This is a genomic window from Aliiglaciecola sp., from assembly GCF_039982535.1.
In the GTDB taxonomy this organism is placed as follows: Bacteria; Pseudomonadota; Gammaproteobacteria; order Enterobacterales; family Alteromonadaceae; genus Aliiglaciecola.
In genome coordinates this window covers 132430-148627 of record NZ_JBDWYG010000033.1, presented here as the reverse complement: position 1 = coordinate 148627, position 16198 = coordinate 132430, and the positions used below count along the sequence as shown (strand labels likewise).

Annotated in this window: 10 protein-coding genes; 3 read left to right on the top strand and 7 right to left on the bottom strand. The window is 39.9% G+C overall.

The window, feature by feature from the left end:
• Positions 1-83: 83 nt before the first annotated feature.
• Both ABJV04_RS07905 and ABJV04_RS07900 read left to right on the top strand, forming a co-directional pair.
• The gene (locus ABJV04_RS07905) at positions 84-710 is read left to right on the top strand and encodes a PEP-CTERM sorting domain-containing protein (protein ID WP_348490903.1); all 627 of its coding nucleotides are present in this window, start codon (positions 84-86) and stop codon (positions 708-710) included.
• A gap of 252 nt (positions 711-962) precedes the next feature.
• On the top strand, positions 963-3419 hold the full coding sequence (locus ABJV04_RS07900; protein WP_348490901.1) for a LamG domain-containing protein: 2457 nt from the start codon (positions 963-965) through the stop codon (positions 3417-3419).
• A gap of 45 nt (positions 3420-3464) precedes the next feature.
• Here the strand turns inward: ABJV04_RS07900 and ABJV04_RS07895 are convergent, their stop codons facing one another.
• The 6 genes from ABJV04_RS07895 to ABJV04_RS07870 form a co-directional block, all read right to left on the bottom strand.
• Positions 3465-3848, bottom strand: coding sequence for a hypothetical protein (locus ABJV04_RS07895; protein ID WP_348490900.1), 384 nt, complete (start codon positions 3846-3848; stop codon positions 3465-3467).
• Positions 3849-4122: 274 nt separating this feature from the next.
• Positions 4123-5763 carry a sulfatase-like hydrolase/transferase gene (locus ABJV04_RS07890; RefSeq protein WP_348490899.1) on the bottom strand — a complete coding sequence of 547 codons (1641 nt, stop codon included), beginning with the start codon at positions 5761-5763 and terminating at the stop codon, positions 4123-4125.
• 154 nt (positions 5764-5917) lie between these two features.
• Positions 5918-7789: a sulfatase gene (locus ABJV04_RS07885; protein ID WP_348490897.1), complete on the bottom strand. Its 1872-nt coding sequence runs from the start codon at positions 7787-7789 to the stop codon at positions 5918-5920.
• 9 nt (positions 7790-7798) lie between these two features.
• Positions 7799-9700: an alpha-L-fucosidase gene (locus tag ABJV04_RS07880; RefSeq protein ID WP_348490895.1), complete on the bottom strand. Its 1902-nt coding sequence runs from the start codon at positions 9698-9700 to the stop codon at positions 7799-7801.
• Positions 9701-9829: 129 nt separating this feature from the next.
• Entirely contained in the window at positions 9830-11233 is a 1404-nt protein-coding gene (locus ABJV04_RS07875; RefSeq protein ID WP_348490894.1) for a sulfatase-like hydrolase/transferase, read from the bottom strand.
• Positions 11234-11325: 92 nt separating this feature from the next.
• Entirely contained in the window at positions 11326-11601 is a 276-nt protein-coding gene (locus tag ABJV04_RS07870; RefSeq protein WP_348490892.1) for a hypothetical protein, read from the bottom strand.
• A 491-nt stretch (positions 11602-12092) separates the two neighbouring features.
• Here ABJV04_RS07870 and ABJV04_RS07865 point away from each other — a divergent pair, with 491 nt between their 5' ends.
• Positions 12093-13670, top strand: a complete 1578-nt coding sequence (locus ABJV04_RS07865) for an arylsulfatase (protein WP_348490891.1) — start codon at positions 12093-12095, stop codon at positions 13668-13670.
• Between the two features lie 580 nt (positions 13671-14250).
• On the opposite strand, the gene ABJV04_RS07860 is transcribed toward ABJV04_RS07865, so the two are convergent.
• Positions 14251-16149, bottom strand: coding sequence for an arylsulfatase (locus ABJV04_RS07860; protein ID WP_348490890.1), 1899 nt, complete (start codon positions 16147-16149; stop codon positions 14251-14253).
• Positions 16150-16198: the final 49 nt, after the last annotated feature.

Sequence of the window (16198 nt, the reverse complement as noted above, 5' to 3'; positions counted from 1 at the left end):
GTGCTTAGCTTCTCTTTAAACACTTGTTTAGACGAGAAGCTAACCACCAAAATTTCACATTAAACTTTATTAGGAAAATACTCATGAAATGCAAATTATTTAAAACCTTAGTTTTTGGTCTACTACTTAATGCTGGTACGGCGTCTGCAGCAATTATTAACTTCAACGGTGGAGCAGAAAGTGACTTTACTATTGATGAATTAGTAACGAAAAATTTTATCGTTACAGGGATCTCAGATGGTTTAGGATATTTAGCGCCTGACAGAATTGGAACTGATGTATCGAATCCAATATTTAGAGGGAAAAACTATAGTTTATTGACTTGGACAAATTCAGGTTTTGAGTCTGGCTTTACATTAGCAACAGACAACGGTGACTTGTTTTCCCTAGAATCATTTCAATCTGGAAATGGTTACTTAGATGATTCCTTCGCAGTATCATCTTTAACACTAAACGGACTATTATCAGATGGTTCAAGCATCTCGGAAAGCTTCTCGTCGTTAGGAAAGATTAATCTATCCACCATGTGGGATAACTTGGTTTCCGTTGAATTTATTGCATATGGTGAAAACAATAGAGCCTATTGGGATAGTATTCGATACGAACGATTTGCCGCTCCAGTAGTTTCAGTGCCTGAACCTTCAACACTTCTTATATTTACCCTAAGTTTACTTGCTATAACAAGCCGCAAATTTGCTGCTAAACGCTAATCATCTCTTCACATTGAGGTTGAGCAAATCAACCTCAATGCAAAAAGCTGTTAAAAATTGCTTTGATACCAGACCATTACTTGTAAGAAATAGATGTATTTCTCCCTCTAAGACCATCAATCAATTAGATAGCATATCTTATTAATTGACATGTTAAAGATAGTAAATAAGTGTCAATACACCATATATAACAAAAATAATTTGTCTGAAGACAGCACTGTAGGTGGTAAAACCTTAGTTTAAGGAACTGATATGAAATTACGAATAATTTGCTGCACAGCGCTAACCCTTGGATTAATGGCTTGCGGTAGCTCATCGGAAACCAATACTGACAACGATTCAACTCTTGGAGGTGATAATGGTTCATCTGTTGGAGAAGATAGTGGCTCAGGACCTAAAGCTAGCTGGATGCAAGGAAATTGGGGAATTAGTTTTAGAATATCTGGCGGTGATATCAGTCAACCTGAAAGTCACGTAAATGAATATCAAGTAAGGCCTGCTGTCGAGCAAATAGCCGCGATTCCAGGGTTAACATGGTTACAGGTAAATTTGACGAATGGTGCGTTCGGTGATCGCTTTATTGTGCCAGTACCGGAAGTTGAAGCGATTAATCCTAATGCCGCGCCAAATAGTGTTGATAATTTACATGATTCAAGCTTACCTGGAGATGACCTTTTTGAACAACTGGCACTCGGACTAAAAGCCAAAGGCATTAAAGTGATTGCGTACATTGCCACGCAGGGGCCGGGTATGCTGAAACACGGTGCTGAAAAATCAATGGATTATGACGATTCTATTGTTGATAAAACAGACGGCAGTGCATGTAAATCGACACGGCCTGTCGCAGCCGATCCTGATACTCAAGTATATTGCTCGGCAAGCATGAATCGATGGAGAGATTACGTATTAGTAAATTATCCGTCCACCAGTCTTCATCACAGCTTTCAATTGGCCTTGGTCAATATAGTAGAAACATTATCGTTACGTTATGGCGATCTTATTGATGGATGGTGGTTTGATCACGCCACATACGGTGACTACAGATTATTGCCCGATGCAGCAAGAGCCGGCAATAGTGATGCTGTGGTCGCACTAGGTTTAGCTGAAGACGTCTACTTGGGAAATAACCCCGAGGTGCCAGAAGACTTTACGGGTGGACATCCTACCCCGCTAACCCGAACCGTTTCTTCTTCTGATATCAATTTACCGATGTTGACCGCGATTGAAGCGACTGCAAATGGTGTTTTTCCAGCCATTGAAGAAGATGATGTCGATGCCGTAGGGCAGATGTTTATGCCCCTTCAACAAAGTTGGAACGGTGGCACGGTTGTATTTTCTGAAGCAAAAGGTAGTGATTGGCTAAATAGAGCTTTAAACGCTAACGGAGCGTATACCTGGGCGTTAAGCCATGAAGGTTCAATTTCAGGTGGCGAGCCTTTGTTAATTTCGCAACCTCAAGCAAAACTTATGGCGCGTATGCAAGTTAATCGAGGCAAACAGCTACATTTGAATTTAGATGGTGCAGATGATACGACGACTTATGATGATTCTGTAAACCAATATTTGGTAACCGTTAATGGTGCTGTATTTGTGCAAGACATGACTAGAGGGAACGTCGCAAGCTTAAGTGAAGACGATAACCTGACGCTAGATAGCTACGTGGGCGTTTTAGGTAATAAAGCGCGCACAATAACGGCTTGGATAAAAACAACAGGCACTATAGGTGATATTATCCAATGGGGTAATACTGGCTCTGGTGAGCAATGGAGATTAAGCCTAGTTGATAGGAAACTTAGATTAATTTTAAATGACGCATCCGTCGTTGGCACAACTTCTGTTAACGATGATCAATGGCATCACATTGCGGTTGTTGCTCCCGATAATGCCGTTGGCAATATTAAAATATATATAAATGGCATCTTAGAAAATGTCTCTTTAAGCGGGAATACTTCTACATTTAATACCGTAGCAAATAGCAATGTGCAAATAGGTGGTGCATTTACCGGACTAATAGACAAAATCACTATTCATGATCGTGCTTTAGCCGAAACTGAAATAGATTACCTTGCAAACTCGGTTGATGCTGATATCGATTTAGAAGTGGCTTACGATCTTCGTTTTAATGAGTTATCGGGTAACACCGTTACTGACAACTCAATTTATGCAAGAAAATCATCTAACAATGGCGCTATTGTTGGCGTGTATGACAGCAGCCGTAACAGCGAAGTTTATTCGTTTGATGGAAACGCTTCTGTTGTTGCCGACCGTTACAACGGTGTAAACGAAGCCGATCCTCGCACCGTTATGGCGTGGATAAGAGCAACAAACGGCAAAGGAACCATCATTAAATGGGGAAATACAGACCTTGTCGATGGTGAACAGTATGTTGTTCGTTTAAAAAATGATGCATTGAGGGTAAGCATTACAAACGGGACATTAAGCGGCACAACCAAACTTAATGATGGTGAATGGCATCACATAGCTGTTGTCTCACCAGACAAGCAACTGAGCAATACAAAGCTATACGTTGACGGCGTATTAGAGTCAACAACCCTCGCAGGCGAGCAAACAACCATTAACACTTTTACCGTTAAATCAAAAAGTATGGATGTTGAAATTGGCGCAGATTTTATCGGCGAAATGGATGATGTTTTAATTCACCAACGTCCTTTAAAATTATTTGAAATAAAAGCTAAAGCAGGTCTTTAATGAGCCAAAAACCAACTATTTTTTATCCTTATTCAATTTCTTGCTTTATATGACTTGTTTAGGCTTTTTACTTACTGGTTTATTCTTCTTACCTACTTGCTTTAGGTTTTTATTAAGTAGTACCAATTTACTTTTTGATCGATAAGAGTATTCAGATTCTGGATAGGTTTTTATCAGATATAAGTGTTGACCAATAGCTTCTCTGTACCTGTTTTCTTTTTCTAAACAAATTGCTCTCAAGTAGGTTATTTCAGCTCTGAGTGCAGGTGTAGTTTCTGAATAACTCCCTGCTCTGCTGAGTTTTTTATATGCCAACATGCAATTGTTTTCTTCAATTGCGTTGTAAGCTCCGATCATGGCGCCGCTTTGAAGTATAGAGCACCCGCTAAGGTAAGGTAATATTCCAAAAGCCAAAATAAATTTATTCATACTAAATATTCCATAATGCTCACGCCACAAGCAATTGCGGGTAAGTTAGCCTTGTTTTAGCACAAACGATAAAAACCGTTTATGGGTTTGATTGATGTGTGTTGTCAGCTGTTTCGAATTCAGTATCAGAATCTAAGGATTTGAATTTATCTTCTCGCCAAAAAAACAAGCCTAAGCTAACAAGCCACCCTGAAAATAGGGTAACTGTCAGATCAGGCCTGAGCTTCTACTTATTAAAAATGTACTTATTTCAACTACCGCGCATCAAATTACTTTAATGCTTGTTCCTTTTTCTACTAAGGTGGGTTTCTAATGGTTTATCACCGCGAAACTCTTTGACTAATGTTGCATTTTTGTTCCGTAAAAATGTAACAATCTCAGAGTTCTTAGGATCAGCAATGACATTCTCAATCTCATTCGGGTCATTTTCTAAATCAAATAACTCTTCATAAATAGGCTTTTCGCCATTTATGGAAGCAACGCTCATGTTGGCATACGACTGATCTTTTTTCTTGTCAAAATAGCGAATGTATTTCCACTTCTGAGTGCGAACCCCTTCCATGCGCGGGTAATTTTGAATTGTCATCATATTTTCAAGGAACAGTTCTTGACGCCAATCTTTATGGGCTTTTATAGCGCTATTTTCCAGCATAAGGGGCTTTAGACTCTGTCCTTGCATTCCGCTTGGGATCTCATTATTGGTTAAATCCAGCAATGTAGGAGCGATATCTACAAGTGCTACCAACTCATTGCTTTCATTTGCTTTTTTATGCTTAATTCTTGGGTCATAAACCACTAACGGCACTCTTACAGACGGTTCGTATAAATGCACTTTTCCGCCTAAACCAAATTGGCCGTGCATAAGACCGTGATCAGAGGTAAAGACAATAATAGTGTTATCCGCTATTCCTTGTTCATCAAGATGGATCAACAACTTGCCAATTAACTTATCAATACCAGAAATAGCCTGCATTTCTCTTATTTTCCGCTCTTTTAATGCTTTTGGCGTTTTAACGTAGTCATAACCTCGATTAAATTTGCCGTTGTATACGTTTTTAGGGATTTTAGGGGATCTTATGTCTTTTTGTGCAACATAGGTTTCTGGCAGCTTTATTTCATCTATTTGATCTCTGTAAGCGGTTTTATAAAGATCTAAATCAGTCTCACGCAACTCCATTCTAGATGTACTGTTACCATGGGGAACATTAAAATTAATCATCAACGCAAATGGTTTATCCGTTGGTCTACTATCAAGGAAATTGTAGCCTGCCTTGAATGCTTCGTTGGGCTCCATGAAGTTATCTAAACCTTCTTCCAAAATCTCAACTTGTGTGTCCGCTTGGGCATTTTTAAAAATAGCGTGTTTTTTTCGCTCTTTTGGATAAAAACCTAAGTGCCCATGACTGGCATACCAATAATCAAAGCTTTTATCCATTACACCGCTATCATAGCCAATTTTACCAGCCTCGTTTTTGCCTACTGGTGTATGGTTTTTGCCAATCCAACCAACAAAGTAACCCGCTTCTTTCAAAAGCATTGGATAAGTTTGCGACCACGCTTCTTCCGTCATACTGCTTTTAGAATTGAAGTTAATACCATGACGTCGTTCGTATAATCCAGTTAATAAACTCGTGCGGCTTGGGGTGCAAACTGCGCTGGTCGCAAAACTCTTGGAAAACACAGTGCCATTTTCAGCTAAGTTATCAATATTAGGCGTTTGTATAACGGGATGGCCTTCATATCCAGTTACACCAGAGCGCATATCATCAGCTAAAATGACAATAACATTTGGTTTTGTTGCAGTTTGAAAATCGACATCTTTGTTTAGGGTATTTTCGCTATCGCTATTTGAGCTGCATCCTACAATCCCTAGCGCTAAGGAAATACCTAAATATATCAATGGGTTCCGATTCATTCGCTTTCCTTTATTTTTATTAGTCCTTGCTTGCTTTTTACTTGATTGCGTTAAGGAAACCTGAGGAAGTAAATAGCATGGGGATCTTAATTTAGTTTGAGAGTATGGAGCATAGGTTATTGGTCAAACCATATGCCCCATATAGAAATAACAATTACGATTTATACTTATCCGTTGTGACTAAGAAATTGTTATCGTCGATAAGCACAAATAAATAGGCATCATACTCTTCAGGAATGACTCCTGAAATCATCAATTCTTGTTGATTAATTTCTACCGGTACTTTTTTATAAGTAATAAATTTCTTACCCCCTTTTTTATTACCTTTTGTCTTAGCGATTTCTAACAGTAAATAAGCTTCTTTTAGCTTAGTTTTACCCGTCACTAATTTAACCGTAGCAACTCGACTTTTCTTATTGAAATTACTTGAAGCTACCTCAGGCACCAATAATCGAGTTGGTCCGTTGGCCTCATGAGCGGGATTTAATTTTGGAAAAATTGCATTATTTTCTGTTAATAATTGGTCCAAGTTTTGTGATAGTTCTTTCACTATATCCGCATATTCAGGAGATTGTATGAGGTTGTTCTTCTCTTCGATATCAAAACGCTTACCGTCTTTGTATAAGCGATACAACGAATATGAATTATCGAAGTGATGTAAGGTTAGCTTAAAATCACCCTCACGAATGGCACTTTGCATGGTGTCATCACTATTGTGAGGGAAATGCCAAAACAGGTTTTTGCGTACTTCACCATTATCAAAAGTTGCTTGCTTATTTTCGTCTTGAAGTACAGGCGATAAATTAAGTCCACTTAACTTTTCTTTTTCCATTTTAGGAATGGTTGAATTAGTTAAGGCTAGAATTGTTGGATAATAATCAAGCTGATTTACAATCCCATGATGATTTACATTCTTTTTAACTGTGGGTCCGGTCACGACCATAGGAACTCTTATACCGCCTTCCTCTGTATGCTTTTTACCCATATCTAACGGCAAGTTGTCGGTGATAATTTCAGGTCCAGACTTCTCTGCTCCGCCGTTATCAGAGGACAGGAAAATATAGGTTGTCTCGATTAACTTTTTACCTGGATTACGAGGGTCATCAGTTTGTTCGAGTAAGGACACTAAACGGCCTAAACTCCAATCAACGGTTGTCACCATAGCCCCATAATAGGGATTAGTTTGACCTGATGTTGTTACCGGATCAGGATTGGTTGGAAAAGGTATACCCAGCTTATCTGTGTAATGTTCTAACAAGGCTTTATTCTTGGTAACAATGGGCGTGTGCACCATCCAATGGGCTAAATACAGGAAGAACGGCTGATCTTTGTTTTCTTGTACAAAGTTCAATGCATTTTCAGTCACCAAATCAAGGGGATAAGAGATGCCGTCTGGATTTTTATCACTAAACGGTGGATACTTTTCTTCACTCAAAGGAAACTGTGCGTTATCAAAATCTTTATGGCGCTGCTTGCTGTTAGAGTGCACACCTCTTTTATCAAACGAAAAATCGAAGCCAGCAGTTTTAGGCGCATTGCTGGCGTAATGTCCTAAATGCCACTTACCCACATGACCCGTTTTATAACCGTTTGCTTTTAATGCATCAGCCAAAGTTAAAATATTCTCGGCTAGGTGATCGTTGTAGTAAGGCTCGATAAGTTGACTACGTCTATTTCGAGGCTTTGGGATCCCTGCGCCTAAAACGTGGGTAAGGTTGGTTTTGGCAGGATGCTGTCCCGATAACAATCCTCCTCTAGATGGCGCGCAGGTCGGAGCCGAAGAATATGCCTGAGTAAAATTCATTCCCTTTTCTGCAAGGGCCAAAATATTAGGCGTTTCCCACGGAGTTGGCTCATCGACATCATTAAGTTGGCTATCTTGCCAACCTAAATCATCCACGTAAAAAACAATAACATTGGGTTTTATCAGCTCAGATTTGTCTTCCACTGCAGTCTCGACCGAGGAGCACGATGACAAGCTCAGCAACATGGAAACACTCAATGATGCAAGTAATATTCGTTTCATCATAAATCCTTATTCTACAATTGGGGTTAAATGAATAGCACGAAGGTTTATACCGCCACCAACAACCTTACCTTTAGGTGTGACAGTAATAGATTGCTTGCCCTTTTTAAGGTTAACCACGCCAACTTCATCGGTACGATAGCGGTACAAGGTTTTTCCTTTTCCTTGGCGCTTAGAGTTTTTCCGCTCACCAGTATCAAGGGCTTGCATCATTAAAATTTCGCCGTTGAAGGAAAATACCCACTCGCTAAAATCAACGATATCATCAGCCGAATATTCAACTTCAATAAAGTAATCACCTGGTTCGGCTACATCAACTTTCCACTCACCTTTGCCGTTATCTTTCCAATTCAATAGGTTGTTGGCATAATTCCAATCACCGAATTTTTGCATCCAACGAATTTCTTTTTTGGTACAACCATCGCAATTCGCGAAAACCGAATTAATTGTCGTTTTAATACTTGGATCGATACCAATAGTGCTATCTACTTCAGGCTCTCCATCTAATTCAACAACAATTACTGGCACTAATGAATCTGGTTTTTCCATCGCCAAGGTAAAACTTGTCCAACCGTTATCCTGTTTAGCATAGGTAACTTCATCTTCATCTGAAGCGAATAAACTTGCCATAAAGCCAGGTTCTTCGGCATTTAATAGATGCGCCGAAGTGATCTGATTTTTTAATCCTGCCAAATGAATTTGGTCATTCTCAGGCCAGTCAAAAATATGTAAATATAGCTTGTTACCCTTAACCGTTATATCACCCCAAGATTGCGCGCGCCCCCACGGAGACCCCTTTGCGCCATAAATGGTTTCGCCACTGTGAGCCAACCATTTTCCAGCTCTACGTAATCCTTTTGCTGCCATTTCAGGCACTTCGCCATTTCCTTTAGGCCCGATATTGAGCATGTAGTTACCGCCACGTGCGACAGTTGAAATCAAGCGATGTAATATTTCAGTCCCCGATTTCCAGTTTTTGTCGTACCAAGCGTCGCCCCAACTGTTGTTTGTTGTATCTATGGTTTCCCAAAGACCTGGGTGGTTAACTTGCGATAAGCTGTGATCACCTAAGGTAGAAAAGTCGCCAACACCATTACCAATACGACTATTGATCATTGCTTCGGGTTGCAGACTGCGGGTTAAGTCAACCAACTGTTGCGATTGTTCCTTTGTCATATCGCCAGGAGTGTCGAACCAAACCGTACGAATAGGCCCATATTCAGTCAATAACTCCGTTACTTGAGGGATAACTTTACGCTCAAAGTATTCAGTAAAATCGCCTTGTTGTTTTTCAGATGACCATGGAATGCTTGCGCTACCTTGTTCATACCAATCTTGCATTTGCGAATAATAGAAACCCAGCCCAATACCTGCTTCGGCGCAAGCCTCGGCCAGCTCTTTTAAAGGATCACGTTTGTAAGGACTAGCATCTTCAATATCGTATGTACTGCTTTTTGAGTGATACATAGCAAAACCTTCATGGTGTTTTGCTGTAATCACAATATTTTTCATTCCCGCATCGACAGCCAATTGCACAATGGCATCTGCGTCAAACTCAGTAGGATTAAACTCGGCTGCAAGCTGCTTATACTCATCTTTAGGAATATCAGCCACTCGACCGGACATTAACCACTCGGAAATGCCGTAGTAAGTTTTGCCTTTCCACTCACCTGCAGGTATGGAGAACAATCCCCAATGAATAAACATAGAATATTTGTCTTGTGCAAACCATTCGCCACGCTCAGCATTGGCATGCTTAGCTTTATCGATTGCGCTATCGCCCCACAATTCATCCATAGATTGCGTTGCTTCAGCCTTGTTTTCTTGAGAATAAGCTGGAACAGTCACCATGCTAGAAAAAAGTAGTGCGCTGGCAATTGAGACCGCGATCTTTTGTTTCATTAATTTCATTGGTATTCCTATAATTTATAAATTTAGTACTTGTCGTTTCAACGATTGTTAAATTGTTTTAACCCAAAATAACGTCGCTTATTCAGTGCTAACCACTGGTTTGAAACAACCTGTTTAATTGTCAATAATTTACTGTCTTAATGCCGAGAATGTTGATGGACTGGGCGACGTTGGTAATGTTTCATTCCAAGCGATAGCTAGGCCCTTCAGCTTGTTAACGATTGCCGGGTACTGACTAGCAACATTCATGGTTTCAGCGCGGTCGCGCATGACATTGTATAATTCGACATGCTCTTGATGTTGAAAATAGAATAGTTTCCAGGGCCCTTCGCGGACTGCTAGCATTGGCTTTTTGCCGGACTTTTCACCATATTGCCATTGCCAAAACAAGGGTTTCTCACGACTTAACGTTCCGCCCTTGAGTAATGGGAGAATGCTTTGACCATCGGGTTGGTAACCTTGAGGTAATTCCGCACCTGCAACCTCGGCAAAAGTAGGCAATAAATCAACTGCGGTAACAACCGACTCAGTATCTGCTCGTCCTGCAGGTACGTTATTAGGCCAACGCACTAAAAATGGCACGCGTAGTCCACCCTCGTAAGTGTCACGCTTTTGTCCACGTAATCCTGCTGTTTTACCAACACTAAAATAGGTTCCTAATGGGTCAATACCCACGACTTTTCCGTCAGGGTCTTTATGATGAAAGTGTTTACTTTTCGATCCAGTGACTTCGGGGCCATTGTCACTGGAAAATACGATGAGTGTGTTTTCTGTTAGCGCTAATTCGTCTAACAAGTTTAATATTTTTCCAATTCGTTGGTCAGCACCATCCACAACAGCAGCATAAACTTGCTCTTGCTCGTTCAAATGCGTGTATTTTGCCATCGAATCCGCTGGTGGGTAATGAGGCGTGTGTGTTTCATGGATCCACAAATTAATAAAGAAAGGCACGTCTTTATTACGTTTTATAAAATCCGTGGCATCATCATATAATTTGAAAGTATCAGTTTGCGGCCCAGGACCATTAAATACTGCGGCCTCGTCATATCCGTATTCAGTTGGCAGTGGCGCATCTTTAATATTTCGATTAGTTAAATGCCATTTACCAAAGTGGGCGGTTTTATATCCCGCTTTCTGCAATACTCTCGGCATAGTGACAACAGTTTGATCAAGCCAATCAGGCATAGCAAAATTATCGTGGTGTTCGAAAGTAGCAAAATGACGATGAACGCTATTTCTGGCAGGATATTGCCCGGTTAAAACCGCAGCTCTGCTAGGCGAACACACTGGATTAGACACACTAAACTGATAAAACTCTGAGCCTTCATCGGCTAATCGGTCAATATTAGGCGTTTTAATATCTGGATGACCGTGTTTACTAATATCACCCCAACCTAAGTCGTCGGCAAAAATAAATATAATATTTGGCTTTTCAGGCTTTATTCTAGCGTTAACCTTCTCAGCAGCAAAAGATGCAGAAGTGAAACATATTCCTGCAAGTGCAACAAGGAGCTTCATTTTATTAATGTTCACTAAATATTCCCCTACATCTTTTCAGCTGGTTAAGTGTTAATTCAAGGTCACTATTTTAATTAATGACCTTTTCACTTAAATTCGATTATTGACTACTTGTTCTTTTTCTTGTTCTTTTTCTTAGATTTTGTCGAAAATTCCTCTGGACTAAGGAAGCCGTCTCCATCAACATCTAATGCAGCTACACGCTTAGGTGCATTGCTAGGTTTTTTAATTCTTGCGGCAATCTCATCAACTGATATTTTGCCGTCAGAGTTAGCATCAAATTTACTAAAACGACTTTCTTTAGCATGTGACTCTGAGGAGATTGCGAATAATAATGCTGTAACCATTACACTTGATAACGCTATTCTTAAAATATTTTTCATGATGGCACCCTCTATTAACTATTTATTAGTGGAACTTTTAAACAAGTGACAAATTATCTGTCACCACTTCAAGTTTTAAGTACATCTAAACGATCAAGCTTTAGTGTGATTTGAAAGCTAGCGATGTGAAAAGACAATACTTGTATTCCACTTTAGCCCACCGTCTGATACAACCTATTTCATTTAAGCTAGAAAAGTTTTGATAACATTAGATTAACACAACTAAATCTCATATGTAAAAACTTATTTTATATACAAACAAAATATACATAATTGAATTTTACCTACCCACTCCATAAACAAGCTGCAAGCACTAACAATGTTGATAATTTGGCTAAAAAAAGCCTATACATAATGAATTGCCGCAAGGGTTTAATCTTTGTTAAAAACGGTAAAACATGCTACTTTTCAATTTATCAATAAAATTTACATTTAAATATAAACAATCTAACAATTATGAATGTAAATGTAATTTTTAGGACTATCTCATTATGATGTTTAGAAATTGGAAAAATCATACACCGGTTTTACTCAAAGGATTGCTAACCCTCGCAATCACACTCACTACCGCATGTTCACAAGATAAAAACGCCACTGAAGAACAACCTATTGCGGATCCATTACCCAATATTGTGATTTTATATGCTGATGATCTGGGGGCCGGCGATCTAGGCAGCTTTAATCAACGCTCTAAAATACCCACTCCCAATTTAGATGAATTAGCCAACCAAGGCTTAAGTTTTACCGATGCTCACACTTCATCAGGAATTTGTTCACCTTCGCGATATGCTTTGTTAACAGGACAATACCATTGGCGTAAATTCCACGACATTGTAAAAGCGTTCGGCGATTCTGTTTTTGACCCTGAGCAACTTACTTTGCCAGAGATGCTTCAACAAAAAGGATATACCACCGGCGCCATCGGAAAATGGCACTTAGGTTGGGATTGGAACTCTATACGAAAAGCCGACGCCCCCTCCGATGGGGTAAAACCTGCAGACTTTGATTGGAATAAGGCAATAGAGAATGGGCCAACCGCCCACGGATTTGATTATTACTTTGGCGACAATGTTATTAATTTCCCTCCTTATGTTTGGATCGAAAATGATCGCGTAACAAAAGTACCTGACACTATGGTGGATGGCACACTTTGGAAAAACAAAGAAGGCAAAATGCGCTACCGAGAAGGGCCAATGGTAACGGGTTGGAACCCATACGATAACATTCCCACAACAACCCAGAAAGGAATCGAATTTATTACCGAAAAATCGAAGCATGATCAGCCCTTCTTTTTATACTTTGCCTATCCTTCTCCTCATGCTCCCATCATTCCTAATGACGAATTTGACAATACTTCTAGAGCAGGTCCTTACGGAGACCTAATAGTTGAAACTGATGATTCAATTGGTAAGCTTCTCGATACAATTGATAAAGCAGGCATTGCCGACAACACCCTAATTATTTTTAGCTCTGACAACGGGCCTGAAAATTACGCTTATCTTAGGGATGAAAAATTTGATCACTGGTCTTCTTACCCTTTTCGAGGCCTCAAACGAGATACTTATGAAGGTGGACACAGAGTTCCTATGATAGTGCGCTGGCCAAACCGTGTGAAAGCCAATAGCAAAACCGATGAATTAGTGTCGCAAACGGATATCATGGCAACCATTGCTGAAATTGTCGGTTTTAACTTACCAGACAACGCTGCACAAGACTCTTTTAACCTTATGAAGCTATGGACAGGACAAACATCAGTAAGTCCCCGTGGCACCATGGTGCATAATACTACGGCAGGTAAGTTCGCTATTCGTAAGGATAAATGGACTTTAATTGATGCCTCTTCCGGTAATCAAAATGGTAATTTAGCAAGATTTAATTATGCAAATTGGCAACGCAAATATGGTTATCAAACTGACGATAATAAAAAAGGCCAGTTATTCGACATGCAAAAGGATCCTGAGCAGCGTTTTAACCTAATTGATGCGCACCCAGACAAAGCTCTTCAACTACGAGAGGAGTTAGAAAAAATAAAAAACCAGGGCTGGTCTGCTCCACGCCTAAATAAATAACATCATTATCAACTACCTACTATCTCACATCGCTAATATCCAGCTCTAGGCGCTTGTGAGATAGTTTCCTTGATGTGCAGTAACCATTATTGTAACCATTCAAAAGCACAGTGACAGGCAGCTGGTCAGACGCATAACCGTATGTGCCAGCTCCAAGGTGCTCCCCTCAATCAACCAACCTCCCCCCTTAATCAATGAAAACCGATGCAATACTCATTGTGCAGGCTAAAAATGTACCAGTTATCTTCTACAAATCTTCGACTTATGATTAGCAACAATGACAGATTACGATGAAGTCAGTACTTCTGTGCACAGATTGGCATTGTCATCGGCCAGATTTAAATGTTGAAAAGGTGGCGGTGGGCACTAGATAGCTTAATTTAGCTCGCTACTTTTATTTGCCCTAAAACTTCGGGCCAAAAGTGACTATTTCAGACACCTTATGCGAATGAAGCTGGAAGATATGAAAGTATGTTTAACGTTATTATTAAAGATAAAAGAATGGAATGTGATTAGGGAAAGTAATTGAGGGTTAAATTGCTCCACTTCATCTTCGAAGTGAAGCAATTTATTCAGTTAATTATAAAATTTCCATATAAGCATAAAATGCTGGCACATGACTTTCAGCGTCATCTTTGTCATTCGCAAACCAACCTTCAACCGATAATGGTCCTTTCTGCAAGGGCAATGTGAACTGCGCACCCGCCGCACCTTTGTCTACATCAGTTTCATAAACAATATCATCAATTTTCAAAAATGCTTTTTTCCGATCAACCGGTTGTTGAGCGGGCTTATCATGAAAGTACAAGGAAATTTGATAGCTACCTGAGTTATCGACCTCAACGTGCCACGGAAGACTCTTGAATTTTTCAACTTGAGTAATCCAACCTTCTTTCTTCTCTTTCAAAAACAAGGCTTTAAATCCAGGATACCAAGCAATGACATTGGTAGATTCAGCTTCCATCCAATCATTAGCGTTCAGCCTTACCGGATTTTCGTTAGCATTACCAACAATAGGTCTGACTCTTGGTCCCACATCTTTTGAAACGTCTTGCCACCAATCACGTAAAGATTGACGCAGTTCAGCCGCTTTTTCTGGCTCATCGTTAAGCAAATTAACTTGTTGAGATGGATCAGATGCTAAGTCATATAACTCTTCTTTGTTTTTATCCAATTCAGAAACAAAACGCCAATTACCATCCATTACAACAGAAGGTCTGCCAATTCTAGGCTGATCGACCCGTTGATTTGTCACTACTATTTTACGTGGTTCAAGTGAGCCATTATCTTTAAGTACAGGGACTAAGCTAACGCCATCAATATCCGCAGCTTGAGAGGCATCGATACCGACCAATTCCATTAGTGTTGGTAATAAATCAAAATGCGCAGCCAAGGTATCTACTTTGCGACCTTGATCAATGCCGCCTTTAGGATAATGAATATAAAATGGGACTTTGTGACCGCCTTCGTAAACTTCTGATTTATAGCCTCGTAAACCGCCGTTGAATATCCATTCTTGGCCAACTTGTTGACCAATTTCAGCAGTTAAATCGTGGATAGTATTATGATTTTTGCCGATACGTGCAGGCGTGAATGAACTTCCATTATCAGTCATAAAAATAAATATTGTATTGTCAGTAATGTTCAATTCATCCAATACATTTCTAATCTTACCGACTCCAGTGTCAATCACCGATATCATTGCGTAGAAACGTGCAATTTCTTCTGGTAAGCCTAGATCACGATATACTTGAATATCTTTATCTTTAGCTCTGTATGGAGAGTGAGGAGCATTGGTCGCGATGTAAGCAAAGAAAGGCTTATCTGTTTTACTGCTTTGACGAATAAACTGTTCTGCTTCGTCAAACCAAATATCAGTGGCATAACCATCAAACTTTTCAACTTTTCCATTGCGCAAATAGAAATCATCAAATTGGGTATTTCCCCAATAATCACCCGATTGCCCAACGCCGCCTCCGCCATGGATTAGGCTTGTTTGAAAGCCTTGGTCTTGCGGTCTAAAAGGATAGCTATCGCCCAAATGCCATTTACCAAACAAGGCAGTGTCGTAACCATTATCAGAGAGTATTTCGGCTACAGTTACATGTTCTGCCGCTAAAAACGAACGTCCCATAACGGTATGCCAAACACCGGCTCGCATAGAATGTTTGCCCGTTAATAATGCTGAGCGCGTTGGTGAGCAGGTCGGATCAACGTGAAAATTTTCAAAACTTGTCGACTGATTTGCCAAAGTTTGAATATTAGGAGTGTTTATCACCGGATTGTGATTAAGACTCAAGTCACCAAACCCTTGATCATCTGTCATAATCAGCACAATGTTCGGGGCTTTTGACTGTTGCTCAGCTGCAATAGCGTCACTGTTTGCTTCTAACATAGGCTTTTTTTCGGCACCACAAGCTTGTAAGCCAACACCTATAATTAGAAAAAACACACCTTTTGCAAAATATCGAATGTTCATTAAAAAGACTCACTTTAAAAAGGGTTAAGAACACAAACTTCGTGCTCTT